Origin of the sequence: Pseudoxanthobacter sp. M-2 (assembly GCF_046156265.1) — a bacterium.
Lineage (GTDB): Bacteria > Pseudomonadota > Alphaproteobacteria > Rhizobiales > Segnochrobactraceae > CAMDHY01.
On the sequence record NZ_JAWDIR010000033.1, the window covers coordinates 244,063 to 269,199 of the forward strand.

Below are 25,137 nucleotides of genomic sequence, written 5' to 3' on the forward strand. Positions count from 1 at the left end.
TCCATGGTTGAGCTCGCCCTGCCGAAGAACTCGCAGATGAAGCCCGGGAAGACCTGGGAGCGTCCCGCCGGCGCCAAAACGGTGCGCGAGTACCGCATCTACCGCTTCGATCCCGACACCGGTGAAAATCCCCGCATCGACACCTTCCAGGTGGACGTCGAGGATTGCGGGCCGATGGTGCTCGACGCCCTCATCTGGATCAAGAACAAGGTCGATCCGACGCTGACCTTCCGCCGCTCCTGCCGCGAGGGCATCTGCGGCTCGTGCGCGATGAACATCGACGGCGTCAACACGCTCGCCTGCACGCGCGGCATGGACGAGATCGACGGGGCGGTGAAGATCTACCCGCTGCCGCACCTGCCGGTGATCAAGGACCTCGTCCCCGACCTCACCAATTTTTACGCCCAGCACCGCTCGATCGAGCCGTGGCTGCAGACGGTGACGCCGACGCCGCAGAAGGAGTGGCGCCAGAGCCACGACGATCGCGCCAAGCTCGACGGCCTCTACGAGTGCATCCTCTGCGCCTGCTGCTCGACATCGTGCCCGAGCTACTGGTGGAACGGCGACCGCTATCTCGGCCCGGCGGTGCTCCTGCAGGCCTATCGCTGGCTGATCGACAGCCGCGACGAGGCGACCGGCGAGCGCCTCGACAACCTCGAGGACCCGTTCCGCCTCTACCGCTGCCACACCATCATGAACTGCGCCAAGACCTGCCCGAAGGGCCTCAATCCGGCAAAGGCCATCGCCGAGATCAAGAAGATGATGGTCGAGCGGCGGGTGTGAGCATCTTTCCTCCCCCCTTGGGGGGGAGAGCCTGCCCCGGACTTGATCCGGGGTGGCGGGCGAAGCACGCCGGAGGGGGCGCCGCGCGCAAGCGCGGCGTCTTTGCGTTTTGGGGGGTGAACGCGTCCCTCCCCTGCCAGGGGAGGGACAGCCGGCGAAGCCGGCAGGGTGGGGCCTGTCAATCCGAACACAGGTTCGCGTCGGGATTGACTGGCCCCCACCTGCCGCGCCTGACGGCGCGGCTGTCCTCCCCCCTGGCAGGGGGAGGACGCGTCAGCGCAGGGGTTGGGCTCTAACTCACGCCGCCTGTGACGCGATCTGGACACGCGCCGGCAGCGCCACGCGCCGCCCCGTCGCCGTCACCCGCCCTTCGGCGCCGTCCAGCGCACCGGCCGCGAACTCCCGCGCCAGGAATCGCCGGCGCTCGGTCGGGCCGGGCATGACGAGCCCGGTCGTGGCCTCGCCCGAGAAGCCGAAGCGAGCGTAGTACTCCGGGTCGCCGACGAGGATTACCGCCGCGTGGCCGGCCACCTCGGCCCGCGCCAGCGCGAGCCGCATCAGCGCCGCGCCGACACCGGCGCCGCGGCAGGCCTCGTCGACCGCGAGCGGCCCCAGCAGCAGCGCCGGCCGGCCGCCGGCCGAGACGTTCCACAGCCGCACGGTGCCGACGAGGCGGCCGTCGCCGTCCTCGGCGATCAGCGCAAGGCCCTCGGCCGGCGCACGGCCGGTGCGCAGCCGCTCCGACGACTTCAGGGTGCGCGCCGGACCGAGCGCGGCGTCGAGCAGCGCCTCGCGCGCCGGCACGTCGCTGGCCCGCTCGTCGCGCAGGACGATCGGCTGGCGGGTGTCGGAGACGGAAACCGAAACGGAAACGGCCGCGAGGCCGGCATCGGACAGTGCGTGAAACATGACGCAAACCCCCGCCGTCGGCCGCGCAAAGGCGGCGACGGGCATGCAGAACAGGTCGGGAGGGGGTGCCGCCCGGTCGCCCGGGCGGCGGTTTCTCAGAAGCCGTCGGCCTGGATGGCGCAGGCCCCGAAAACCGGGGCCTTTCCGCCGTCGGCCTGTCGACGGTCCGCCTAGATCACGTAGGCCTTGAGCGGCGGGAAGCCGTTGAAGGCCACCGACGCGTAGGTCGTCGTGTAGGCGCCGGTGCCCTCGATCAGCACCTCGTCGCCGATGGCGAGCGAGATCGGCAGCGCGTAGGGCGCCTTCTCGTAGAGCACGTCGGCCGAATCGCAGGTCGGGCCGGCGAGCACGCACGGGGCGGTCTCGTCGCCGTCGTGCAGGGTGCGGATCGGGTAGCGGATCGCCTCGTCCATCGTCTCGGCGAGGCCACCGAACTTGCCGATGTCGAGATAGACCCAGCGCGTGTCGTCGTCGGCGTGCTTCTTCGAGATCAGCACCACCTCCGCCTTGATGACGCCGGCACCGCCGACCATGCCGCGGCCGGGCTCGATGATCGTCTCGGGCAGGCGGTTGCCGAAGTGGCGACGCACCGAATCGAGGATGGCGCGGCCGTAGGCGTTCACCTGCGGCACGTCCTTCAGGTACTTCGCCGGGAAGCCGCCGCCGAGGTTGACCATCTTCAGGCCGATGCCGCGCTCGCCGAGCTCGCGGAACAGCGACGCCGCCGAGGCGAGCGCCTGGTCCCACGCCCCCGTGTTGCCCTGCTGCGAGCCGACATGGAACGACACGCCATAGGCCTCGAGGCCCGAGCGGTGCGCGTGCTCGAGCACGGTGGGCGCCATCGACGGGTCGCAGCCGAACTTGCGCGACAGCGGCCACTCGGCGCCGGCGCCGTCGCAGAGGATGCGGCAGAACACACGGCTGCCGGGGGCGGCGCGGGCGATCTTGTCGACCTCGGCCTCGCAATCGACCGCGAACAGGCGGATGCCGAGCTGGAAGGCGCGCGCCACGTCGCGCTCCTTCTTGATGGTGTTGCCGAAGGAGATGCGGTCGGCGGTGGCGCCGGCATCCATCGCCATCTCGATCTCGGCGACCGACGCGCAGTCGAAGCACGAGCCGAGCTCGGCCAGCATGCGCAGGATTTCAGGCGCCGGGTTCGCCTTCACGGCATAGAACACGCGGCTGTCGGGGAGCGCGCGGCGGAAGGTGGTGAAGTTCTCGCGCACGACGTCGAGGTCGACCACCAGGCAGGGGCCGTCGGGGCGTCGGGTGCGGAGGAACTCGGCGATACGGTCCGTCATGGTCGGAACTCCCGTACAGAGACGGTTGACCGTCCGGAGCGTCGCCCTCGACCGCCGCTGTGGAGACGGTGGCCGATTGCCGAGTCGATCCGGACCGCCGACGCCAAGAGCGTCGACGAGCGATAGGCGCCGTAGGCGAACGCGTGAACCTCAACGGGACAGATCCCGCAAAGGTTTCGTGTGAACGCCATCGCTTGGAACGGGAATTCCCGATCCGCACAGCCGGCAAGGATGTAGTCGCCTCTTTAGTAACGCCGACCTTTGGAGGGCCGACAGAGACCAAAAAAGCCCGCTACGTCGTTGCTTCAAGTCGCGTCCGCTGATGGAGGATCAGCTTAGACCCGGTTAATCCGGTCACCGGTCTGCCCAGTCGGGGTTTCCGACTGACCGGCACGCGACCACAGGCACGTGCGAAATTGGGCAATCGCGATTTAGTACCCTTCGCCCCCCTGCACAAGGGCTTTGCGACCCCCAGCGAAAATTTCATCGGATCGCCACATTTGGTCGTGCTGTCAGGGCTTCCGGTCTCTATAGCTAAAGCGCGGAAAAAACAGGGAAAACTACATCATGGAGACGCTCGTTTCCGAGACCGGCATGGTGGTGTCGCCGCACCGCGCAGCGACGCGCGCCGGCGAGGAGGTGCTGGCCGCCGGCGGCTCGGCGATCGAGGCGATGATCGCCGCCGCCGCGACGATCGCCGTCGTCTATCCGCACATGAACGCCATCGGCGGCGACGGCTTCTGGCTGATCGCCGAGCCCGGCCGGGCGCCGCTCGCCATCCTCGCCGCCGGCCGCGCCGGCTCGGGCGCCCACCACGACCGCTATGGCAAGCTCGGCCACGACGTCATGCCGACGCGCGGGCCGCTTGCCGCCGCCACCACCGCCGGCACCGTCGCCGGCTGGGCAATGGCCCACGAGATCTCGGCCGCCACCACCCGCCGCCGCCTTCCGCCGGCGGACCTGCTGGCGGCGGCGGTCCGCCATGCCCGCGAGGGCATCGTCGTGCCGGCGAACTTCGCTCGCGACGTCGCCGCCAAGCGCGGCGAACTTGCCGACGTGCCTGGCTTCGCGGCGACCTTCATGCCGGGCGGCGAGCCGCCCAAGGCCGGGTCGAAACTGGTCTTCGAGCGGCTGGCCGACACGCTGGAGCACCTCGGCCGGGCGGGCTTCGAGGACTTCTACCGCGGCGACGTGGGTGCTGCGCTCGCCTCCGACCTCGAGCGCCTCGGCAGCCCGGTGACGCGCGCCGACCTCGAGGCGACGCGGGCTGTCACGGCGGCGCCCCTGTCGGTGCGGCTGCGGCAGGCGACGCTCTACAACACGCCGCTGCCGACCCAGGGCTTCGCCTCGCTGATCATCCTCGGCCTGTTCGAGCGGCTGGGTGTCACGCGAGCCGAAAGCTTCGAGCACGTGCACGGCCTCGTCGAGGCGACGAAGCAGGCGTTCCTGCTGCGCGAGAAGGTGTGGACCGACCCGCTGCACGCGCCCGCCGACGTGGCGGCGGCGCTGGAGCCGGCGGCGCTGGAGCGGATGGCCGAGCGCATCGACCGCCGCCGCGCAGCACCCTGGCCGGCGAAGGCGAACCCCGGCGACACCGTCTGGCTCGGCGCCATCGACCGCACCGGCCTCGCCGTGTCGTTCATCCAGTCGATCTACTTCGAGTTCGGCTCGGGCTGCGTGCTGCCGCAGACGGGTGTGCTCTGGCAGAACCGCGCCAGCGCCTTCTCACTCGATCCACGACACCGGGCGCCGCTCTTGCCCGGTCGGCTGCCGCCGCACACGCTCAACCCGGCCCTCGCCCGCCTCGACAACGGCCGCGTGCTCGTCTACGGCACAATGGGGGGCGAAGGCCAGCCGCAGACGCAGGCGGCGGTGCTGACGCGCCACCTCGACTACGGCATGGACGCCGGTGCCGCCATCGCCGCGCCGCGCTGGCTGCTCGGCCGCACCTGGGGAGCGGAGTCCGTCAGCCTGAAGCTCGAGCCGCGCTTCGATCCGGACCTCGTGGCGGCGCTGGAGCGCGCCGGCCACGAGATCGAGATGCTGCCGGACGCCTATTCGGACACCGTCGGCCACGCCGGCCTGATCACCCGGCGACCCGACGGGCGGATGGAGGGGGCGCACGACCCGCGCGGGGACGGGGCGAGCGAGGAGGGGTAGCGGGCGCGAGCGGGCGGCGGGCCAGCACGACAGCTCTACCATCTCGTGCTGCTGAAGATCCCGTATAGTCTTCCATTATCGTCGGAGAAGCGGGACTTGCGAATCGGCGCCCCGATGAACACGTCGCCAAGATCGTCCTTGTCGAAGCTTCCGACGCCGGCAATCGAGTAGCCGGTTTCCTCGTAGAGAGCGGCTACGATGCGGAAACCCTCGCCGCGCTTCAAGGCGACAAGGTGAAGAAATGGGACCCATGGTTTCTTTCGGCCGAAAACGATGAAAGCTGTTGAACGGCCGTTCCCCCCAAATCCAGTACGCGCCAGGTAGCCCGGTGTGCCGACGACGAGGTCGTCGATGCCGTCGCTGTTGAGATCAGGGGCAATGCTCGCCTCGTCCATGCTGACGAGAGACGGGGAGAGCATCGGGGCCACGCCCTTTCTCGTGAGCTCGATACCGAATCCGTCGTCCACGCCAAGGTCGGCCAGCGCGAGATCGCCACTGCGCCGCTTGTTGGTCCCGAAAATGACGTGACCGATGCTCGAGCGCGCTTCGATGCCGAGGAAGGCTGTCGACAGCACGAGGTCGTCAATCTTGTCGCCGTTGACGTCGCCTCCCGTCGACACGCCCCCGATCGACGAACTGATCCCCGGCTCATGCTGAAGCCCCGAAATCGCAAAGCCCTCCGCGCGTTCCAACTTGCGCAAGTTGATCGTCTCGCCGAACTGCTCGCGGCCGTAGATCACGAAGGCCTCACCCGCCACCCGGCCGTCGCTTTTGGAGAAGGCCGGCGCCGTGACCACGACGTCTTCGAACCCGTCGCCATCCAAGTCCGACGCGTTCGACACAGAGAAGCCGAAGTGCGGTCCATCGCCGAGCAACTTCACCCCGTCCTGCGAACCAAGAAGGGCGAGATCAATCACGGGTGGAAATCCGCTTTCGCGGCCGAATATGACGAAGACCTGCTGCCGGCCGTTCAACCGGCCGAGATCGCCGGGCGCGATGACGATGTCATCATATCCGTCGCCATTGACGTCACCGCCGCCAGCCAGCGCACCGCCGATTCGCCGATCGGTGTCGCCCGTCAGTCGGAAGCCGTCTGTGCCATCGAGCTTCGAAACATCGACAATCCCTGGATTCTTGCGTCGACCGAAGACGACATATGCGTTTCCGCCTGTCGAATTTGGTTCTCCAACCAGAATGTCAGACAGGCCGTCACCATTCATGTCCCCCGCCGACGAGACCGCTGCTCCGAGCGTGCGCGATGTCGATCCACCGAAGATATGCAAGCTAAATCGTGGGTCGTCATAGGGCATCGGGAATTCTGAAGGGAAAAACCGCTTCGTCAGTCCCAGCAAAACGAAGGCAGATCCCGTTTCTGCTTTCTTTATCCGATCAGAGATTGGTGCTCCGACAATGACATCAGCGACATCATCGCCATTGAAGTCGCCAGCTGCAGCCACGTCGTAGCCGAAAAGACCGCCGGTCGTCATTCCCATGTAATCGAACGACGCGACACCTCCAGCCGGCAGATCGAGTTCTGGCGCCCTCGCGGAGACTATCAGCGTCACCGTATTCGATAGTTCGCTCTTGTTTCCGGCCAGATCGGTCAAAATGGCGGAAACCTGGAAGATGCCCGTCGTGGGATCGATCCCAGTCGACCAGCGGCTACCGTCGCCGCGGGCGACGGCCCGGTATCGCGGCTTTCCATCGAAGTAGACGGCAACCTCGCCGGCATCCTCCGTCACGCCGTGGATGGACACAAACTTGTCGATGAGCTCAGGGGGTTGGTCCACGGTCGGGGGGGACGGTGCCTGCGTGTCGATCGTGACTTTGATTTCCTCGTCAGCGAAGAGCCCAACTCCGGGCTCGAGGACTTGCGCTGCCTCGAAGCGGTAAAGGCCGTCCCGAAGCTTCGGCAACTTGATGCTGAATTTCCCGGACGAGGATGCCTTGCCTTGCGCGATGATCTGGCGATCCCGAGTGATCACGACGGTCGATCCTCGACCTGCCCGCCCCTCGAAGGTGGGCGTCGTGTCGCGCGTGTAGCCGTCATCTCGAAACGGACCCGTATCGGACGATTTCGAGAGTGCGACGGTCGGCCGTTGCGGTTGCGCTCCAACCCGATCCGCCGCCCCCGTCGCTGGCCCATCTGCCGCTGTAGCCTCGGGCGACCAGACACGCACTTCGCTCGAGGCCGCCGCCATTGCCAACTCAGGCTTAGGCATCAGCAACGATGCGGACAGAAGCGCTACCGCGACTGCGGGTACCGTCAAAAAAACGCGAGACATCTGAAAACAATAGCCCCGGAAGCCAGCTCAGTCCGAAAGGCTACACGCGAAGGTAGTGCCGATCAACAGGGTTGAATTGTCCCGCCGGCCCCTCCCGCCTCAGTGCACCCTTCGCCCGCCCCGGCCGCCCCCGCCCGCCTTCTCCTCGAACAGCGAGGCGAGCTGCTCCGTCATGGCCCCCGCCAGCTCGTCGGCGTCGACGATCGTCACGGCGCGGCGGTAGTAGCGGGTCACGTCGTGGCCAATGCCGATGGCGATGAGCTCAACGGGCGAGCGCGTCTCGATCTCCTCGATGACGGCGCGCAGGTGCCGCTCGAGATAGTTGCCGGCGTTCACCGACAGGGTGGAATCGTCGACCGGGGCGCCGTCGGAGATCATCATCAGGATGCGCCGCGCCTCGGGGCGGGCGAGCAGGCGATTGTGCGCCCAGGCGAGCGCCTCGCCGTCGATGTTCTCCTTGAGGAGCCCCTCGCGCATCATCAGGCCGAGGTTGCGGCGGGCGCGGCGCCACGGCGCGTCGGCGGCCTTGTAGACGATGTGGCGGAGGTCGTTGAGGCGGCCGGGGCCGGCCGGCTTGCCGGCCTGCAGCCAGGCCTCGCGCGACTGCCCGCCCTTCCAGGCGCGCGTCGTGAAGCCGAGGATCTCGACCTTGACGCCGCAGCGCTCGAGCGTGCGGGCGAGGATGTCGGCGCAGGTGGCGGCGACCGTGATCGGCCGGCCGCGCATCGAGCCGGAATTGTCGAGGAGCAGCGTCACGACGGTGTCGCGGAACGAGGTGTCGCGCTCGCGCTTGTAGGCGAGCGGCTGCATCGGGTCGGTGATGATGCGGGTAAGGCGGGCGCTGTCGAGCCAGCCCTCCTCCTGGTCGAACTCCCAACTGCGGTTCTGCTGCGCCATCAGGCGGCGCTGCAGGCGGTTGGCGAGCCGGGCCACGACGCCCTGCAGGTGGGCGATCTGCTTGTCGAGGAAGCCGCGCAGCCGGTCGAGCTCGGGGGCGTCGCAGAGGTCCTCGGCGCGCACCGTCTCGTCGAACTTCGCCGTGTAGACCTTGTAGTCGATCTCCGGGCGGCGGTTGGAGAAGGGCGTGTCGTTGCGCGGCGTCTCGCCGGCCTCGCGTGGATCGGCGCCATCGTCCTCCTGCGCCTCGCGCTCGACCGCCTCGGCGCCCTCGCTCTCGCCCTCCTGCTCCTCGACCTCGCCGGCCTCGCTCTCCTCGGCCGCGGCGGCTTCCGAGGATTCGCTCTCGCCGGACTGCGCCTCGCTCTCGTCGGCGTTGGTGTCAGAGTTGTCGTCGCTCTCGCCGTCGTCCTCGTCGTCCTCGCTCTGGTCGCCGAGCTCCTCGCCCATGTCGAGCGAGGTTAGGAGGTCGCGGATGACGCTCGCGAAGGCGCGCTGGTCCTCGAGCGAGCGCGGCAGCCGGTCGAGCACGCCGCCGCCCTTGTCCTCGATGAAGTCGCGCCACAGCTCGACGAGCTTGCTGGCGGCCGCCGGCGGCGCCATGCCGGTCAGCCGCTCGCGGACGATGAGGGCGACAGCGTCCTCAAGCGGCGCGTCGGCGCGGTCGGTGACCTCGGCATAGTTGCCGCGGTGGTAGCGGTCCTCGACCATCGCATCGAGGTTCTGGGCGACGCCAGCCATGCGCCTCGCGCCGACGGCCTCGCAGCGCGCCTGCTCCACCGCGTCGTAGACGGCGCGGGCGGCGCGGCCTTCCGGTGACAGCGTCCGGTGCAGCTTGGCGTCGTGGCAGGCAAGCCGCAGCGCGATCGAATCGCCGAGACCGCGCAGCACCGCGACGTCGCGCGCCGTCGGCCGGCGCGGCGGTTCGGGCAGCCGCGCACGGCCGCCCGACAGGCCCGGCCGGTCGGTGGCGAAGGTGACGTCGAGCTCCGGCGCGCGGGCGATCGCCCGCATGGTGGCCGTCACCGCCCGCTTGAAGGGCTCCGTCGGCGACTGGTCGCGTGAGGATGCCATCGCTTCAGACCTTCTCCTCGACAGTCACGTCCGTGCGCAGCCGGCAGGGCACGGAGAGCGCCGTGAGCTGCGCCACCGTCGGCGCGAGCCCGAGGTCCTCGCCGACGACGTCGCGCAGCAGGGGTGCCAGCAGCCCCGTCTTGCGCAGCACCGCCGCTGCGTTGTGGCCCGACGAACTCATGACCAGCATCTCGTCCCCCGGCTTCAGCCGTTCCTCGAAGCGGGCGATGTGCCAGGCGTCGGCGTCGCCGCCGAACACCAGGTGATGTTTCGCCGTCCCGACCCCGAAGTGCAGCGCATGATCGAGGGTGAATGCCTCGATCCGGCTGGTGAAGCGCTCGAAGCGCGTCTCGTTGCCGAGGGTGATCCGCGGCGTGACGGAAAACTGCGGCACGAAGGCGATGGTCGCCCGCACCCGCGGCAGCAGCCCGGCAAACAACAGGGCGCCGAAGCCGCCCATGCTGTTGCCGATGAGGCAGACGTCGTCGTGCTCGGCGAGCAGCGGCGCCAGCACGCGCACCACCTGTTCGTGGGTGCGCTCGTACCAGGTGCGCTGCTTGTCGATGACGAAGAGGCGCGTGCCGCCGTCGTCGATCTCGGCGAGCGTGCGGGCGAACTCCTCCACCGGCTGGCCGTGCATCTGCAGGCCGATGCCGGTGAAGGAGACGGTGGCGCGCCCGGTGGACCCGGGCACGACCGTCACCTTCAGGTGCTCGTCCTCGAAGATCGCCTGCATCGCCATCCCGGCGCCGAGCGTCCCGCGTGGGCCGGGGCTCAGCTCATCACGACGTTGGCGGACGACTCCGGCAGCTCGGTGCCGAAGCAGCGCTGGTAGAACTCCGCCACCAGCGGCCGCTCGAGCTCGTCGCACTTGTTGAGGAAGGTGAGCCGGAACGCGAAGCCGAGGTCGCCGAAGATCTCGGCGTTCTCCGCCCAGGTGATCACCGTGCGCGGGCTCATGACGGTGGAGATGTCGCCGTTCATGAAGGCGTTGCGGGTCATGTCGGCGAGGCGGACCATGCGCGAAGCCGTCTCGCGGCCGGGGCCGGTGCGCAGCTTCGGCGCCTTCGCCAGCACGATGTCGACCTCCTTGTCGTGCGGCAGGTAGTTCAGCGTCACGACGATCGACCAGCGGTCCATCTGGCCCTGGTTGATCTGCTGAGTGCCGTGATAGAGGCCCGAGGTGTCGCCGAGGCCGACCGTATTCGCCGTCGCGAACAGGCGGAACGCCGGGTGCGGGCGGATGACGCGGTTCTGGTCGAGCAGCGTCAGCCGGCCCTGCAGCTCGAGCACGCGCTGGATGACGAACATCACGTCCGGCCGGCCGGCGTCGTACTCGTCGAAGACCAGCGCGGTGTTGGTCTGCAGCGCCCACGGCAGGATGCCGTCGCGGAATTCCGTCACCTGCTGGCCGTCGCGGACGACGATGGCGTCCTTGCCGACGAGGTCGATGCGGCTGATGTGGCTGTCGAGGTTGACGCGCACGCACGGCCAGTTGAGGCGGGCGGCGACCTGCTCGATGTGGGTCGACTTGCCGGTGCCGTGGTAGCCGGTGACCATGACACGGCGGTTGTGGGCGAAGCCGGCGAGGATCGCGAGCGTCGTCTGGCGGTCGAACAGATAGTCCGGATCGAGGTCCGGAACGTGCCCGGCGGGCTCGGAATAGGCCGGCACTTCCAGGTCGGAATCGATGCCGAACACCTGGCGCACCGAGATCTTCATGTCCGGCAGGGTGGCGCTGTCGTGGGCGGTCGCGGTCGTCATCGGTCCTCCGTCGCGCCCGTCGCGAGGCGCGGGGGCTCGTCTTCCGTTTGCTGGCGGGCAGGGAGGTGCCCGACGGTTCAGCCTCTTAGCAGAATCCCGCGCCCTTGAGCACGCCGTAAGCCTGAATCACCTGTCGCAGCCGCTCCTCGGATGCACGGTCGCCGCCGTTCGCGTCCGGGTGGTGGCGCTTCACCAGGAGCTTGTAGCGCGCCTTGATCTCGACCGCCGTCGCCGACGCCTCGATGTCGAAGGTGTCGAGGGCGCGGCGAACGATGGCGCTGACCGGACGGGCGGCCTCCGCCTGCTCGGGCGGCGGCGCGCGGCCGCCACCGAACAGGTCGAACGGGTCCCGCGCCGCCGTTGCCGTCGCCCGTTTGGAGGCGGCCTCGCGGGAGCCGGCCTGGTCGACGCCGACCTTCCAGGTCGGCCGGTGACCCGTCAGGGCGTCGCGCTGGAAGGCCGCGACCGAGGCGTCGCTCATGCCGGCGAAGTAGTTGTAGGACTGATTATATTGCTTCACGTGCTCGAGGCAGAAGCGGTGGTACTCGCCCTCGCGGTGGCGGCCCACGGGCGCCCGGTGGGGCGCGCGCTCGCCGCAGCCCGGCCACTCGCACGGCGGCAGCCCGTCGCGCTCGAGGCGCGCCCGGTCCGGCTTGATGCGGATGCGGTCGAAGAGTTTTGAATCGAGCTTCATCGCGACGGCATTATGGGGAGACGGAGGGGGCCGAACAAGCGCGCCGCGGAGCCGCGTTCACGGTTTCGTGAGCTCTCACCGAGCCCCCGCCGCCAGCCGCGCGTCGAGGCGCTCGCGCACCGACGGCCACTCTTCCGCGAGGATGGAGAAGAACACCGAGTCCCGCCAGCGGCCGTCCGGCAGGCGCAACTGGTGTCGCAGCACCCCCTCACGTGTTGCACCGAGCTTCGTCATCGCCGCCTGCGACTGCTTGTTGCGCAGGTCGGTCTTGAGCTGCACCCGCTCGAAGCCGAGGTCGAAGGCATAGCCGAGCATGAGCCGCTTCGCCGCCGGGTTGACGAGCGTGCCGTGGGCCTCCGGCACGTACCACGTGTAGCCGATCTCCAGCGCGCCGTGCTCGGGGCGGATGTCGAACATGCGCGACATGCCGATCACGGCCTCGTCGCTGCGGCGGACGACGACGAACGGCACGTGCACGTTCGGAGCGGAAAGCGCGTAGGCGATGTCGAGATAGGCCGGCAGGCCGCCGGCCGGCAGTTGCACGATCCCCCACACCCGCTCGTCCTCGCCGAGCGCGAGCAGCGGAGCGCGGTGACGCTCCTCGAGCGGCTCGAGGCGCACGACGGCGTTCTCCAGCACGACGGGCAGCACGGGGCGGACGTCGAGGGGCGGGGGAGAGGCAGGGGAGGGGGCGGGCGTGGCGGAGGGCATGGTCGGGCAATCCGGTGACGGGATGGGCGGCGACGGCCGCGGTTAGGGTTCCTAGCCGCGCGAGCGGGGGGCGGACTTCAGGCGGCGCGGCTGAAGTGGGGCATCTCGAAGGGTTGCACAGCCGGGGCGAACTTGTCCGCCATTCTGGCGAGATCGATCTCGTCGGCGGCATAATAATAGTTGGTGAGCGCGTAGCGATGGCCGACCCGGATCGGCAGCCCGCTGTGGATCAGCGACGAATCGAACAGGACCAGCGTGCCGGCTGCGCCCTCGATCGGCACCACCTCGTCGCCGAGCCGCGCCAGGAAGGGCTCGATCTCGTCGTCGTCCCAGCGCACGTCGGGAAAGGCGAAGCTGGTCGCGGCGATGGCGTCGGTGAACGGCTCAGGCCGCGCGGACCGCCGGACGATGCAGAACGCACCGTTCCGGCGCACGCAGTCAGTGAGGTAGACGAGGCTCTTGAACTGGCGCCCTTTGCGATCCCGGTGCCAGCGGCCCCCCGATCGCGTCTTCTTGCCCGGAGTGGCGCGAAGCCGATTTGCGAGCGTGAACAGCGCCTTCTGCTCGCTGCCCATGTAGGCGGCGGCGATCCCCTCCAGGGCAGCGTCGTGCTTGAAGGCGGCGATGGCGGGCGAGATGTGTTCCGCGCCGAAGACGCGGTCGTCGCCCTTGTGCTGCACGCGGTCGCCGTGCCCATCGATCCACGTGTCCAGCAACGGCTGCAGGGCCTCGGCCTCCGCCCGGTCGAGCCAGTTCGGAACGACGGCAAACCCGTCGCGCTGCAGGTCTGCGAGAGCGTTCGCCGCGCGTGAGTTGCCCGCCAGTGTGGTCGGCATCGGCGTCATGGTGCCTCCAGTTCCTCAACGGCGCCACCGCCGAGGAGTCGACCCGCAAGCCTTCAAATCTGCGTGAGACTGTTGACCGGTCGGTGAGGTGTGGCAAGCGCCAACGAGCGGCTCAACTGAGCGCGAATGTGAAATTCGGTCCAAGGTTCGACGGTCGCGATGGCTGTCGCACGGATCGCCGGCCGTGACAACATCGTCCGTGTCGCGTGAATTCGAGGGAAACGTGGCCTGCGCGAGCGAGTGCGTGATACTCGGAGGGCTATCCCCCGCCCTTCCATTCGCCTCCGGGATGTTGCACCCTCTGCCCGCTTCCGGGTACAGCTTCTCTCTCTTCATGTTGCTCATGACGTCCACGTTGTTTCGCGGCCGTCGCGGAGATATTTCGTATGGCCAAGCCAAAGAGTGACGTTTCCAAGAAGGTCCCGACGATATTCAAGCACGTCGAGGCGCGGCTGCCGGGCTTCAAATTTCATACGGTTCTGGATGTGGGCGCAAACATTGGGCAGAGTTGCCTTTCGTTTGTTGAGCACTTGCCGGACGCGACGATATATTCGGTGGAGCCGGTGCCGGAGACGTATGCCGCGCTGTGCACGGCGGTTGCTTCGCATCCCCGAATTCGCACCTTCAACATCGCCCTCGGAGATGAACCCGGCGAGGCCCAGATGGCAGTTGCGGGCACATCGGCAGGCAACCGCATCGACGGCGGTACATCTCCGGCGGAATCGCATCTCGACGTCAAGGTCGATACCGGCGATGCGTTCTGTAGTCGGGAGCAGATCGACCACGTGTCGTTCTTGAAGATCGATACCGAAGGCTATGATCTCAAGGTATTACGCGGATTTGGCGATAAGATTCGGGATATTGATTTTATCCAGATCGAAGTCGCCATGAACGACTACAACAAGCTGCATGTTCCATTTTTCGAGGCGGATCAGTTCCTGCGATCCAAAGGGTTCTTGCTGTTCCACATCTATGCGCAGGCGTTCGAGTTCCACGGAGGAGGACGACCCGTCGTGCGTCGCGCCAACCCCGTCTACATCAATGAGAAGCTGGCGAGCGTCGAAACTCTGCCCCTCTAGGAGTTATAGTCCTAGGTAGCCACGATCGAAGTTCTCCTCCAGCTTCGCCGCTGAGAAAATCTCGTCCATCTTACCCCTGACACGCTCAATGTGCTCCTTGGAGACAGGGTCATGCACGTCTCTGTTGTCAAATTTTCTGAAGTACTCATCTGTGTGCCGCGGCAAGTCTTTTGAGGCCGACATCGCCCCTCTTCCCCGCAAGCGCTTTCCAGAGAATTCCTCGTAACTCTTGATACCGTAGTGATTGATGCAGGCGGGTCGGAAGTGCACTTCCGACCAGTCCTGATGCGGCTTGGTCTGCGTCAGTCGAGCGGGATAGGGCGTGCCGTCGGCGTATTGATAGTTGATCGCCTCGAGGTTCTTGTGCGTCGGAAAATGCGCCGAGAAGCCTTCGAGATCCTCATCGAATCGGAACATGGACTTCAGGGTTCTGTGTTCGCGCAGCCGGTCCTCCGCCCTGTGCTGGTAGTTCTCCATCACAAGGCCGCGCGGCCTCGTCTCGTGCCCATCGGAGCCGAAGAATTTCCAGTTGAACGAAATCGCCGGGACCCGGTCGAATCGTTCAATGTAATCTGAAACAGACGAGTCCTCGTGCAGGATCAAAAACTCGTCAGCGTCTGCAACATACACGTAATGGCCGGGCGAATTCGCTTCCAGCCATACTCTCGCAAGCCGGAAGGCATTGCGCTGCGGTACATTTTTGTCGGGAACCGTGTGTCCGATATAGTCAATGATGCCCGCAGCCTTCAAGTGGGAAAGCAGCAATATGCTCTCGTCACTATTATCGTTCGTGACGATCAGAACTTTGTCAAAACCAATTGCGATATAATGCGCTACGAACTCCAGGATGTACGGGCATTCATTCTTCATCGAGGAGATGATCGTGGAACGTGTCATGCGGAGCTCGCAACCCTTTCGCGAAACCGACTGCCCTCAGGCAGTCGGTAGATCGCCGCCGGGAACTTGCGCGGCGGGCGCTTCCCGTGTCAAGCCTAGCGGGCCGTACGCGAAGGCGCGCTACAGTCGTAAAAGCAGTCGGTTGGCGTCAGTTTTCTGAGGATGTCGGGACAATAAACGTGTTGCTGAAAGAACGCGACTGCGAGAACGTCTTGCTGAAGCCAGGTCGCAAGCCCGCTGGTCGCCTTCTGGTGGTCTTTGCTGCGGCGAACGCAGCCAAGTTTACTTTCTACAACAGTTGCCGAGACCTGGAGTCGGACGTCCTTTTCATCCGGGATCCAAACCTGAATCACTGGTTTCAAGGCGGCATATTCCCGGGCCGCGACCTTCTCGAATCGGTGGACGACCTGAAGGCGCTGTTCACGTCCTATGACTACGTGGCGACGTTCGGATCGTCGATGGGCGGGTACGCCGCGCTGGCTGTCGGTGCCTTGGCCGGGGTGCAGAGGATCGTGGCGATCGGCCCGCAGACGCTGCTCGACCCGGCGTTCTCCCGATCTCCCAAGTCCAGGGTGAAACTCGTCCTGCCGGACATCAGCGACATTCTCGTGGGAGTGGAGAGCACCGAGGCGACCGTGCTCGTCGGAATGCTCGACGGCGTCGACCTGTTCAATTCCGCGAGAATGGCCGACAGCCGAAATCTGCGCACCTGTCTCTTCCGCCGGGGTGACCACTTTCTGCCGAAGCAGCTGTCTCGATCGGGGGCGCTGGCGGAGATCCTGCACTTCGCGACCGAGCCTCGACTGCAGAAGCTCACCCTCGCGGCCGGCGGCTACGACGAGGGGCACGACGTCCAGAGTGAAGCGATGCAGGCGCTCATGAGCGCCCTCGAAAGGCTTCACCGGCGGCAGGATTATCACGGTGCACGGGTCGTATTGCGGCCACTGCTGAAGAAGCGGCCGGTCGCTCCGGTTTTGCGCTATACGTGGGCTGCAGCCGCCTTCAAGGACGAACTCTTCGATGCCGCGCTGCGGGAACTGACGCCGATCGCCCGGCGATATGATCACTGCATCGAGTACAATGCGCTGTGCGCCGAGGCGGCCCTGCGCTGCGGCGACCCCGAGCTGGCGGTGGAATGCGCCCGTCGCGTGCTGGCGGTGCGATCGAGCAACGAGAGGGCCCGGCAGATCGTGCTCGGTGCCGGCAACCTCGCGATCAACGCCTCGGACGTGCAGATCTCGGTTGGCCTGCCGCCGGTCGGATAGCCCCGTCGTCGCTCAGGCCGGGTGGCCGACGGGTCCGGCCGGGTCTGCCGGGCGCCGGCTTCTCGCCGCCGTCGTCGCTTTCGTGCTAGCTTCGCGCCAGGGTGCATCGGGGGATGCGCCTTCAAGAGACAGGCTCCGGTCGAGAGCCTGCGTCGGTCTTGGGGGAGACTGCCATTCGCCCGACACGGGGGAGCAGGGGGAGCACGAGGCCGCCGGCCTCGGGTCGCTCCCTCGGGGGTGGAGCGGAGAGCGTCGGCGCGCCGGGGGGTGACGAGCCGGCGGGCGCGGGAGGGGCCGGCGTCGACCGGCCGCGGACGGCGTCCGTGCAACCCGCCGAAGCGCCTTCGCTTCGGCCCCCGCGGATTTTCCGCATTGTCGATGTCGCCCGGACGGAGGTCGCCCAACCGGTCCGCAGGGACGACGAGGACGAGGATCCGACGCTGACGATTGAAGAAGAGGCCGAGGAAGACGCATTCGCATTTCTCGACGAGGACGACGACGAGGACGCGGTGCGCCCGCCGAGTCCCGCGCCCGCGCCGCCGGCGTCGAGGGCAGGCCCGTCGGAAAAGCCGCGCCGGGGCACGCCGCCGCCCGTGGTCGCGTCGGCAGCGCGTCCGTCGTCAGACCCGTCTGATGACCGGAAGGAGGCGGCGTCGCCACCGGAGGCCCCCCGCCGCAGCTTCCGGCGCGCCGCGCGGCTGGAGGACGAGCCGCCGGCCGTGGCGCCTTCTCCAGTAACGCCGTCTCCCCTGGCGGACCGTGAAGCCGAAGCGACGTCGCGCGCTCCGCGCGGCGAGATGGCACGGCGCGCCGAGGCGGGGCCGGCCGCGGGACTGCGGGCGCTGCGCGCCAGTGCGACCGAAGCTGCCGAACGGGGCGACGGTGAACGGCTGGCGGCGATCGTCGCCGACTACCTCGCTAGCCCCGGTCTCGACCTTGCCGATCGCGTCGAGCTCTCCCGCTCCCTCGCCGCGGCTGCCCTGACGACGGCGGCCGTGCGCAAGGTCTGGCTGAAGCTCCTGCGCGATCTCGACAAGCAGGTCGGCGGCAGCGAGGAGCAGGGGAAGGCGGCGGTGCCGGCGCTGTCGCCGGTGCTGCGGGCGCCGAACCTGTGGTCGCTCCCCGAGCCGCAGCGGCGCGAGGCCGTTCGGCTGCTCCTCGCCATCAACCCCTACACGGCGATCGCCAAGGCCCTGAGCGAGGACGATCGCGACCGGCTGGCGCTGTTCCCCCTCGTCCACGGCGAGGGCGAGAGCCTCGATCGGACCATCCGCTTCGCCCTGAAGCGCCGCCGGATCGGCCGCATCGCCGCCCTTGCGGTCCAGAAGGTCGCCGACGGCACGCTCACCGTCGAGGACGTGTTCGCCGTCGATGGCCGGCTGGGCGGCGACGAGCGCTTCCTCAAGGGCGTCGTCGCGGCGATCGTCTCGTCCGGCGCCTTCGAGGTCGCCATGCGGATGTTCGTCGATCCGGATGCCCCGGCATCGACGCCCAGGGTGCTGCGCAGCCTGGTGGAGCAGCTCTATGCCGCCGGCGAGCTGCCCCTGATCGAACGTGTTCTCGTGCGCTCCGCCGCCATGGGTGGCTCCGAAGCCGCTGCCGTGACGGCGGCCGCCGCGCGCCGCCTCGGCCTGCCGACACTCGCGCTCGCCCGGACGGTCGCGCGCAGCGGCGCCGCCCTCGATGCCGCCACCTGCGTCGCCCTGCATCACGATCTGCTGGCGGCCGGCCATGCCCGCGAGGCGCAGGCGGTGCTGGCCGCCCACGCCGGCACCGATGCCGACGCGGCCCACCGTGCCTGCAAGATGGCGGAGCGCCTCGACACCGCCGACGTCGCCCTCGCCCGCTGGTGCCAGGCCGAGGAACAGTGGCCGCAGCCGCGTTTCAAGGCGGGCGTCGGGCGCTGCCTCGCCTCCGCCCTGCGCCTGTCCGAAGCGGAGGACGTGCTGTGGGGGCTCGCCGACACCCAGCCCGGCCGTGCCGGCCACTGGCGCGACCTCGCGCGCGCCTTTCAGGAGATCGGCGACTGGGAAGCCTGGGGAGACTGCCTCGCCGAGGCGCGCCGGGCCAATCCCGACGACCCCTGGCTCGCCCACGCCGAGCGCTGGGCGGAGAGCGAGCGCGGCCGCGCGGTGGCGATCACCGACGACCCCGCCACCGCTCTCGACGACATCCACTCGGCCCGCATGCTCGCCGGCCGGCTGATGATCGAGGGCCGGACGGCCGACGCGGTGGCGCTGCGGCGCGCCGTGCTCGAGCGCACGCAGGACCGCCGGGATCACCACCACTACGCGCTCGCCCTGTTCCAGTCCGGCCGCTTCGACGACGCCGCGGCGGAGGTGGAGCGCTGCATCGCCCGCTTTCCCGGCGAGGCCGGCCTCTACGTCAAGCGCGGCCAGGTGCGCGAGCGCCGTCTCGACTGGGCCGCGGCCCTCGATGCCTATGTGCAGGCGCAGGCACTCGATCCCGCCAACGCCGAAGCCGCGCCGGGCGTGGCGCGCTGCCTCGCCTATCTCGGGCGGACGGACGCGCTCGAGACGTGGCTGCGCCGCTTTCCGAGCGGCGAGCCCCGCTTTGGCTGGATCCACGCCTTGCGGGCCTTCGGGGCGGCGATGGCCGGCCGCGCGGCCGACGCCCGGGCCGCGCTGGAGCCGCTCTACGCGTCGTTCCGCTCGCTCAGGACGGAGATCGAGGCGGCGATGCGCCAGCGCCCCGCCACCGTCTGGACCCCGGACGGACTGCGGGTGCATCCGCTGCGGCGGGCGGCCGACTGCAACGCCCGCTTCCTCGACATCCTCGCCCTCGTCGAGCGCGCGGCGAGCGTCGCCCTGGTCGGCAACGCGCCCACCGTGCTGGGCGCGAAGCTCGGGCGGAGGATCGACGCGCACGACTGCGTCATCCGCCTCAACGATTTCCGCACCACCGGCTTCGAGGCGGACGTTGGGCGCAAGACGTCGCTCTGGTACACGCGCGCGCACCGCCTGGCGCGGCCGGACCCCGGCAGCCTCGGCAGCGCCCACATCCTCGCCCAGAACGACACGCTCAACCAGTATCCGCCCGTCGACGAATATCTGAAGGGTCGCCTGCGCGTCGACGTGCCCTTCGCGCGCGCCACCTTCCTGCCGTCCTACGTCCTGATGGCCACCGACGGTGCTACCTATACCAAGCCGACGACGGGCTTCCGGATCATCCAGTTCCTCGAGTTCTTCTGCCAGCGCGAGTACGACATCGCCGGCTTCGCGTTCTTCAAGGGCTCGGGGATGCACTATTTCGACGTCGGGGAGGACCGCCTGCAGGTCGGCGAGATGCACGCGGTCGACTTCGAGCGCGACTTCGTCGAACGAGTGCTGTGCGAGGGGCGCTTCCTGAAGCGACTCTGACGCAGTGGCGGCCGGTTGGCCGCGAGGGCCTTCCCTCCGGCATGCCCGCTGTGGCAAGCCGCTTGCGTGGCCGGCTTCATCGCGGCCGGATGCGAAGGGTGTGACGGTTCATGCAGGGCGTGCCTCGGGGGGTCGTCGACCCCATGCCGACGTCTGACGGCGCCCGTGAGCCCGGTGCCGCCGTCGCCGCCGACCTTCGACGCTTCATCATCGAGGAGGCGCTGCCCCTGTGGGCGGGGCCCGGCCGGGACCGGCGCCATGGCGGCGTCCACGAGCGGCTGCATCTCGACGGAACGCCGGATCTCCTCGCCGCCAAGCGGCTGCGGGTGCAGGCGCGGCAGATCTACGTCTATGCCCACGCCGACGCCCTCGGCTGGTATCCGGGCGGACAGGCTGTCGCCTTCGACATCCTCGAGTTCATGCTGGCGGCGGGCCGGGCGCCCGACGGGCGGCCGGGCTACGTCCACCTGCTGACGCCCGACGGCTCCGTCGCCGATGCCCGCCGGGACGCCTACGATCACATGTTCGTGCTGCTTTCGCTCACCTGGCTCGCCCGGGCGAGCGGCGATGCCCAGGTCCACCGGCTCGTTGAGGAGACGCTGGGCCTGATCGAGGCGCTCTTCGACGACGGCGCCGGCGGGTTGATCGAGAGCGTGCCGCCGACGCTGCCGCGGCGGCAGAACCCCCACATGCACGCCTTCGAGGCGATGCTCGCGCTCCACGAGACCTTGTCCCATGAGGCGGCCCCGCCTCGGATCGCGCGGCTGCGCGAGCTGCTGGAGCACCACTTCCTGTGCGCCGAGACCGGGTTGCTGCTCGAGCACTTCGACGCGGCGCTCGGCCGTCTCGCGACGCCGGAGGGCGACGTGGTCGAACCCGGCCACATGGTCGAGTGGGCGTGGCTGCTCCGGCGCCACGAGGCGATGTTCGGCCTGCCGCGTGGCTCGCTGGCGAGCCGGATGCTCGACGATGGCCTGCGCTTCGCCGACCCCGCCACCGGCTTCCTGCCCGACGAGGCGCGGCGGGACGGCGCCACGCACCGCGCGACCCGCCGGTGCTGGCCGCAGACAGAACTCGCCAAGGCCTGGCTCGCCGAGGCGGAGGCCGGCCGCGATGGTGCCGCAGCGGCCGCCTGCGCGGCGCTCGAGCGACTGCGCGACGGCTATCTGGCCTCGCCCGTCGCCGGTGGCTGGATCGACCAGTTCGACGGCGCGGGCCGTCCCATTGCCGAGCACGTGCCGGCGAGCACGCTCTACCATGTGTTCGGCGCGGTGGTGGAAGCCGACCGTGTGATCGGCCGCGGGCCGTAGCGGCCGCCTACTCGGGAGGCGCCTCGTCCAGGGCGACGGCGCCGCTCTCGACGGCCGGCATCTGGCCCTCGACGATGGCGCGGGCCCGCGTGTTGTTCGACCGGACCGCGAGCACGCGCCGCGCGAAGGCCTGCGCCCTCGTCTGGTCGCCGGTATGCAGGGCCGCCTCCGCCGCGAGCATGTTGTAGTCGACGGAGTTGGGGAACATGTTCGCCGCCGTCTTCAGCTCCCGCATCGCCGGGCCGAAGAGGTCGTCCTTGAAGGCGGAGGCGCCCCAGAGATAGTGCGCGAGCGCCCACGGTGGCTCGGCTGCCAGGAAGGGCCGCACCAGGGCCCGGGCCGACCGATAGTCCCGCTTCTCGAACATCAGCGGGACGACGGCGCGGATCATCTCGCAGCGTGCCTGGTCGAGGCCGGCCCGTGTCACGTAGGCGTGCGGTGCCGGATCGAGAGCGGCGCCCGCCACCGCGGCGGCGAACAGCCGCGTCAGCGCCTCCGACTTCGCCAGCGACTTCGGCAGGAAATGGTCTTCGCCCTCGAAGCAGTAGACCTCGGCCCCGCCGAGATCGGCGAGGCGGATGACGTTGAAATAGTCGACAGCGTCGAGGACGCCCACCATCATGTGGATCTGTCCGGGCGGCGAGGCGGCGACCACGGCGGAGAGGTCCGGCTCGCGCAGGGTCACGTCGCGGCGCGGCGAGCGGCTGTAGCTGTGGTTGAGCTGCGTCTGCGGGCCGAGCGCGAGGATCAGCGAGGCGCCGATGCGGCTTCCGAACAGGATTGCGGCATAGCCGCCCATCGACGCACCGGAGACGACGACGCGCTCATAGGGCGCCGCCAGTTTGCGCAGGAACTCGACCGAGGCTTCGATCCCCGGCGGCTCCAGGAAGCCGTCCTGGAACCATGCGTTCTTCCGTGGATCGCGCACATACAGCACGTCGCACGGCAGCCCGTGCGTCGTGTTGTAGAAGGTGAAGGACCGGGCGTTGGCGGCGGCGAAGACGACCAGGAGCGTCGCTGACCCTCCGCTGCAGCGCTCCAGAAGGACGCACTCGGAGATTGCTTCTTGTGACTTTTCGGCGGCATCCATCGGCAGTCGAAAACCCTCTGGTCGGCGTGCGAGCAGGCTGCGCGGTCGGGGGATCCTCGAGGCCGTGTCTTGGGCGAGCACCGCGGTCGAACGGCGGTCATCGCCTGGGCTGACCGTGTCCGCACGATCGGGGGGCCCCCACCTCCCGTCGATGCGGATCGGCGCCACATCCGACGGGCACCGAGCGAGTGTCGATGCGCCGCCACAAGGCTGAACGCGCGCCCCGCGCGCGGGCCTTCCGCCGCATTGTCGTCAGTGCGCGCAACGCGCGCAAGCACCCGCGTGGCGAAGCGCGCGGCCGACCCGACGGCCGCCCGCCCGGCGGCTGCTCCGGTTGGCATGCTGCGTCGCGAAGAGCACCGCGGCGCTGCAATCAGTGATAGCGGCGAGGAGAGTCATGCCAAATCGCGAGCAATTCGGGGCTGCGCTCGCAAACACCTGATCGCGCGCCCTCTTGTCCCCCCGGCGCCTTCGTGGCAACGTCTCGCATCCGCGAAATGACTTCGTAGCGAACTGTGGATTTTTCAGATGGCCAAGCTCATTGCCGAAATTGGTTGTAATCACAAGGGCGATATGGACATCGCCAAGGAGATGATCAGCGTCGCGGCGAAGATCTGCCGAGTGGACGCTGTCAAATTCCAGAAGCGCAACAACCGTGAACTGCTGTCGCCGGCGGAATACGACACGCCGCATCCGGTGCCGTCGAACGCCTACGGACGAACCTATGGCGAGCACCGGGAATTTCTGGAGCTCTCCGTCGACCAGCACGCCGAGCTGAAGCGCTATTGCGAGGCCGAGGGCATCGTCTACTCCACCTCGGTCTGGGACCTCACCTCGGCGATCCAGATCGCGGAGCTGAAGCCCGACTTCATCAAGATCCCCTCGGCGACGAACCTGAATTTCGAGCTCCAGGGCTGGCTCTGCCGCAACTACCCCGGCGAGATCCACGTCTCCACCGGCATGACGACGCTCGCCGAGATCGAGAACGTCGTCGCCTTCTTCGAGGCCGAGGGCCGCGCCAAGGACGTGGTGCTCTATGCCTGCACGTCCGGCTATCCGGTCGCCTTCGAGGATCTGTGCCTGCTGGAGGTGAAGCGCCTCAGCGAGCTCTATGCCGATCGCGTCAAGACCATCGGCTTCTCCGGCCACCATCTCGGCATCGCCGCCGACGTCGCCGCCATGACGCTGGGTGCCACCTGGGTGGAGCGCCACTTCACTCTCGATCGCACCTGGAAGGGCACCGATCACGCCGCGAGCCTGGAACCGGATGGGCTGCGCCGGCTGAAGCGCGACCTCACCAACGTCGCCAAGGCCCTGCAGTTCAAGCACAAGGAAATCCTCGACGTCGAGGCGGTGCAGCGCGCCAAGCTGAAGCGCGAGCGGTCGCAGCCCACACGCAACGTCGCCTGACGGCCCGCGCCGTCGGGGAGAGCCGGTGAGCGTCGTCTGCATCGTTCCCGCGCGGGGTGGCTCCAAAGGCATCCCGCGCAAGAACCTTCGCCCTGTCGGAGGTGTTCCGCTCGTCGCGCGCAGCGTGGCGGCGGCGCGCGCGGCTGCGCGCGTCGACGATGTCGTCGTCTCGACGGACGATGCCGAGATCGCCGCCGTCGCCGAAGCCTACGGCGCCCGTGCCGTGATGCGTCCCGACGCACTGGCGACGGATACGGCGAGCTCGGAGGCAGCCCTCCTGCACGTGCTCGAGGTGCTCGCCGGCGAGGGCGCCCACCCCGATCTCGTCGTCTTCCTGCAGTGCACCTCGCCTTTCACGACCGCGGCCGAGATCGACCGCTGCGTGGCCGCCCTCGACGATCCCCGCGCGGCGGCGGCATTTTCCGTCACCGCCGATCACGGCTTCCTCTGGACACCGGGTCCGGACGGCTTCTTGGTCGGCATCAACCACGTCTGGACGGAGCCCCGGAAGCGGCGTCAGGACCTGCCGCCGCAGTTCCGCGAGACGGGCAGCATCTACGTGATGCGGACGGCGGCCTTCCTCGAGCGGCGCACCCGCTTCTGCGGCCCCGTCGTCGCCGTGCCGATCGACGTGCCGTGTGCCGAGATCGACAGTCCGCTCGATCTGCAGGTCGCCGAGGCCGTCGCGCGCGTCGTCGAGGCGGGGGACGACAAGCCGCCGGCTGCCGAGCGTGCCGCCGGCATCCGGGCTCTCATCATGGACTTCGACGGCGTCCACACCGACGACCGTGTCATGGTCGGTGTCGACGGCGACGAGTACGTGACCTGCAGCCGCTCTGACGGCATGGGCGTCGAGATGCTCCGCAAGAGCGGGCTGCACCTCCTCATCCTCTCCAAGGAGGTCTCGAGCGTCGTCGCGGCGCGCGGGCGCAAGCTCAAGGTCGAGGTGCGCCACGGCATCGAGGACAAGTTGCCCGAAATGACCCGCTGGCTCGCGGAAAAGGGCGTACCGTCTGCGCAGGCCTGCTATATCGGCAACGACATCAACGACGCCGCCTGCCTCGAGGCGGCCGGCCTCGCTGTGGTGCCGGCCGATGCCCACCCGGACGTCGTCGCGCTCGCCGACATCGTCACGCGCAAGCGTGGCGGGCGCGGCGCGATCCGGGAACTGGCGGAGCTGCTGCTGGCGTCGCGACCCGGTGCGCCGGGCCCATGAGGACCCGCCGCACGGCGGGCGCATAACAAGCCGCCCGCCAGGCGGATGAGGGGGAATGCACGTGGGT

Annotated in this window: 19 protein-coding genes; 8 read left to right on the forward strand and 11 right to left on the reverse strand. The window is 68.6% G+C overall.

Annotated features, from left to right (window positions below; genetic code table 11):
* The first annotated feature begins 3 nt into the window (after positions 1-3).
* A complete protein-coding gene (locus tag RUR49_RS16205) occupies positions 4-783 on the forward strand; it encodes a succinate dehydrogenase iron-sulfur subunit (protein WP_409147424.1) in 780 nt (259 codons plus the stop codon).
* 297 nt (positions 784-1,080) lie between these two features.
* Here RUR49_RS16205 and RUR49_RS16210 read toward each other — a convergent pair whose 3' ends face one another.
* The gene (locus tag RUR49_RS16210; RefSeq protein ID WP_409147425.1) at positions 1,081-1,692 is read right to left on the reverse strand and encodes a GNAT family N-acetyltransferase; all 612 of its coding nucleotides are present in this window, start codon (positions 1,690-1,692) and stop codon (positions 1,081-1,083) included.
* A gap of 170 nt (positions 1,693-1,862) precedes the next feature.
* Entirely contained in the window at positions 1,863-2,993 is a 1,131-nt protein-coding gene (locus tag RUR49_RS16215; protein WP_409147426.1) for a type III PLP-dependent enzyme, read from the reverse strand.
* Positions 2,994-3,560: 567 nt separating this feature from the next.
* Here RUR49_RS16215 and RUR49_RS16220 point away from each other — a divergent pair.
* A complete protein-coding gene (locus RUR49_RS16220) occupies positions 3,561-5,153 on the forward strand; it encodes a gamma-glutamyltransferase family protein (RefSeq protein ID WP_409147427.1) in 1,593 nt (530 codons plus the stop codon).
* A gap of 35 nt (positions 5,154-5,188) precedes the next feature.
* On the opposite strand, the gene RUR49_RS16225 is transcribed toward RUR49_RS16220, so the two are convergent.
* The 7 genes from RUR49_RS16225 to RUR49_RS16255 form a co-directional block, all read right to left on the reverse strand.
* Positions 5,189-7,438 carry an Ig-like domain-containing protein gene (locus RUR49_RS16225; protein WP_409147428.1) on the reverse strand — a complete coding sequence of 750 codons (2,250 nt, stop codon included), beginning with the start codon at positions 7,436-7,438 and terminating at the stop codon, positions 5,189-5,191.
* A 99-nt stretch (positions 7,439-7,537) separates the two neighbouring features.
* Positions 7,538-9,409, reverse strand: coding sequence for a cobaltochelatase subunit CobT (gene cobT / locus RUR49_RS16230; protein WP_409147429.1), 1,872 nt, complete (start codon positions 9,407-9,409; stop codon positions 7,538-7,540).
* A gap of 4 nt (positions 9,410-9,413) precedes the next feature.
* Positions 9,414-10,151, reverse strand: a complete 738-nt coding sequence (locus RUR49_RS16235; RefSeq protein WP_409147430.1) for a hypothetical protein — start codon at positions 10,149-10,151, stop codon at positions 9,414-9,416.
* Positions 10,152-10,183: 32 nt separating this feature from the next.
* Positions 10,184-11,173 (reverse strand): cobaltochelatase subunit CobS, encoded by a 990-nt coding sequence (cobS, locus tag RUR49_RS16240; protein WP_409147431.1) that lies wholly within the window; start codon positions 11,171-11,173, stop codon positions 10,184-10,186.
* Positions 11,174-11,258: 85 nt separating this feature from the next.
* Positions 11,259-11,867 carry a J domain-containing protein gene (locus RUR49_RS16245; protein WP_409147432.1) on the reverse strand — a complete coding sequence of 203 codons (609 nt, stop codon included), beginning with the start codon at positions 11,865-11,867 and terminating at the stop codon, positions 11,259-11,261.
* A 75-nt stretch (positions 11,868-11,942) separates the two neighbouring features.
* Positions 11,943-12,578: a GNAT family N-acetyltransferase gene (locus tag RUR49_RS16250; RefSeq protein WP_409147433.1), complete on the reverse strand. Its 636-nt coding sequence runs from the start codon at positions 12,576-12,578 to the stop codon at positions 11,943-11,945.
* Positions 12,579-12,655: 77 nt separating this feature from the next.
* The gene (locus RUR49_RS16255) at positions 12,656-13,423 is read right to left on the reverse strand and encodes a phytanoyl-CoA dioxygenase family protein (protein ID WP_409147434.1); all 768 of its coding nucleotides are present in this window, start codon (positions 13,421-13,423) and stop codon (positions 12,656-12,658) included.
* 386 nt (positions 13,424-13,809) lie between these two features.
* On the opposite strand from RUR49_RS16255, the gene RUR49_RS16260 reads away from it, so the two are divergent.
* Entirely contained in the window at positions 13,810-14,502 is a 693-nt protein-coding gene (locus RUR49_RS16260) for an FkbM family methyltransferase (RefSeq protein WP_409147435.1), read from the forward strand.
* Positions 14,503-14,505: 3 nt separating this feature from the next.
* Here the strand turns inward: RUR49_RS16260 and RUR49_RS16265 are convergent, their stop codons facing one another.
* Complete coding sequence (locus RUR49_RS16265; RefSeq protein WP_409147436.1) at positions 14,506-15,399, reverse strand: glycosyltransferase family 2 protein; 894 nt, start codon at positions 15,397-15,399, stop codon at positions 14,506-14,508.
* Positions 15,400-15,578: 179 nt separating this feature from the next.
* Between RUR49_RS16265 and RUR49_RS16270 the strand changes: the two genes are divergently transcribed.
* From RUR49_RS16270 to RUR49_RS16280, 3 genes are all read left to right on the forward strand, one after another.
* On the forward strand, positions 15,579-16,664 hold the full coding sequence (locus tag RUR49_RS16270) for a tetratricopeptide repeat protein (protein WP_409147437.1): 1,086 nt from the start codon (positions 15,579-15,581) through the stop codon (positions 16,662-16,664).
* Between the two features lie 797 nt (positions 16,665-17,461).
* The gene (locus RUR49_RS16275; protein WP_409147438.1) at positions 17,462-20,044 is read left to right on the forward strand and encodes a glycosyltransferase family 29 protein; all 2,583 of its coding nucleotides are present in this window, start codon (positions 17,462-17,464) and stop codon (positions 20,042-20,044) included.
* A 143-nt stretch (positions 20,045-20,187) separates the two neighbouring features.
* The gene (locus RUR49_RS16280) at positions 20,188-21,354 is read left to right on the forward strand and encodes an AGE family epimerase/isomerase (RefSeq protein ID WP_409147439.1); all 1,167 of its coding nucleotides are present in this window, start codon (positions 20,188-20,190) and stop codon (positions 21,352-21,354) included.
* Positions 21,355-21,361: 7 nt separating this feature from the next.
* On the opposite strand, the gene RUR49_RS16285 is transcribed toward RUR49_RS16280, so the two are convergent.
* Entirely contained in the window at positions 21,362-22,444 is a 1,083-nt protein-coding gene (locus RUR49_RS16285; protein ID WP_409147440.1) for a tetratricopeptide repeat protein, read from the reverse strand.
* 528 nt (positions 22,445-22,972) lie between these two features.
* Between RUR49_RS16285 and RUR49_RS16290 the strand changes: the two genes are divergently transcribed.
* Positions 22,973-23,854: an N-acetylneuraminate synthase family protein gene (locus RUR49_RS16290; protein WP_409147441.1), complete on the forward strand. Its 882-nt coding sequence runs from the start codon at positions 22,973-22,975 to the stop codon at positions 23,852-23,854.
* Positions 23,855-23,879: 25 nt separating this feature from the next.
* Entirely contained in the window at positions 23,880-25,070 is a 1,191-nt protein-coding gene (locus RUR49_RS16295) for a cytidylyltransferase domain-containing protein (protein WP_409147442.1), read from the forward strand.
* Positions 25,071-25,137: the final 67 nt, after the last annotated feature.

Bases quoted from the DNA above. Each gene is read 5' to 3' on its own strand.
- RUR49_RS16225 (WP_409147428.1), bottom strand. From the start codon at position 7,438: ATGTCTCGCGTTTTTTTGACGGTACCCGCAGTCGCGGTAGCGCTTCTG.
- RUR49_RS16265 (WP_409147436.1), bottom strand. From the start codon at position 15,399: ATGACACGTTCCACGATCATCTCCTCGATGAAGAATGAATGCCCGTAC.
- RUR49_RS16275 (WP_409147438.1), top strand. From the start codon at position 17,462: ATGGCACGGCGCGCCGAGGCGGGGCCGGCCGCGGGACTGCGGGCGCTG.
- RUR49_RS16260 (WP_409147435.1), top strand. From the start codon at position 13,810: ATGGCCAAGCCAAAGAGTGACGTTTCCAAGAAGGTCCCGACGATATTC.
- cobS (WP_409147431.1), bottom strand. From the start codon at position 11,173: ATGACGACCGCGACCGCCCACGACAGCGCCACCCTGCCGGACATGAAG.
- RUR49_RS16290 (WP_409147441.1), top strand. From the start codon at position 22,973: ATGGCCAAGCTCATTGCCGAAATTGGTTGTAATCACAAGGGCGATATG.
- RUR49_RS16255 (WP_409147434.1), bottom strand. From the start codon at position 13,423: ATGACGCCGATGCCGACCACACTGGCGGGCAACTCACGCGCGGCGAAC.
- RUR49_RS16250 (WP_409147433.1), bottom strand. From the start codon at position 12,578: ATGCCCTCCGCCACGCCCGCCCCCTCCCCTGCCTCTCCCCCGCCCCTC.
- RUR49_RS16215 (WP_409147426.1), bottom strand. From the start codon at position 2,993: ATGACGGACCGTATCGCCGAGTTCCTCCGCACCCGACGCCCCGACGGC.
- RUR49_RS16280 (WP_409147439.1), top strand. From the start codon at position 20,188: ATGCCGACGTCTGACGGCGCCCGTGAGCCCGGTGCCGCCGTCGCCGCC.
- RUR49_RS16245 (WP_409147432.1), bottom strand. From the start codon at position 11,867: ATGAAGCTCGATTCAAAACTCTTCGACCGCATCCGCATCAAGCCGGAC.
- RUR49_RS16205 (WP_409147424.1), top strand. From the start codon at position 4: ATGGTTGAGCTCGCCCTGCCGAAGAACTCGCAGATGAAGCCCGGGAAG.
- cobT (WP_409147429.1), bottom strand. From the start codon at position 9,409: ATGGCATCCTCACGCGACCAGTCGCCGACGGAGCCCTTCAAGCGGGCG.
- RUR49_RS16220 (WP_409147427.1), top strand. From the start codon at position 3,561: ATGGAGACGCTCGTTTCCGAGACCGGCATGGTGGTGTCGCCGCACCGC.
- RUR49_RS16210 (WP_409147425.1), bottom strand. From the start codon at position 1,692: ATGTTTCACGCACTGTCCGATGCCGGCCTCGCGGCCGTTTCCGTTTCG.
- RUR49_RS16285 (WP_409147440.1), bottom strand. From the start codon at position 22,444: ATGGATGCCGCCGAAAAGTCACAAGAAGCAATCTCCGAGTGCGTCCTT.
- RUR49_RS16235 (WP_409147430.1), bottom strand. From the start codon at position 10,151: ATGGCGATGCAGGCGATCTTCGAGGACGAGCACCTGAAGGTGACGGTC.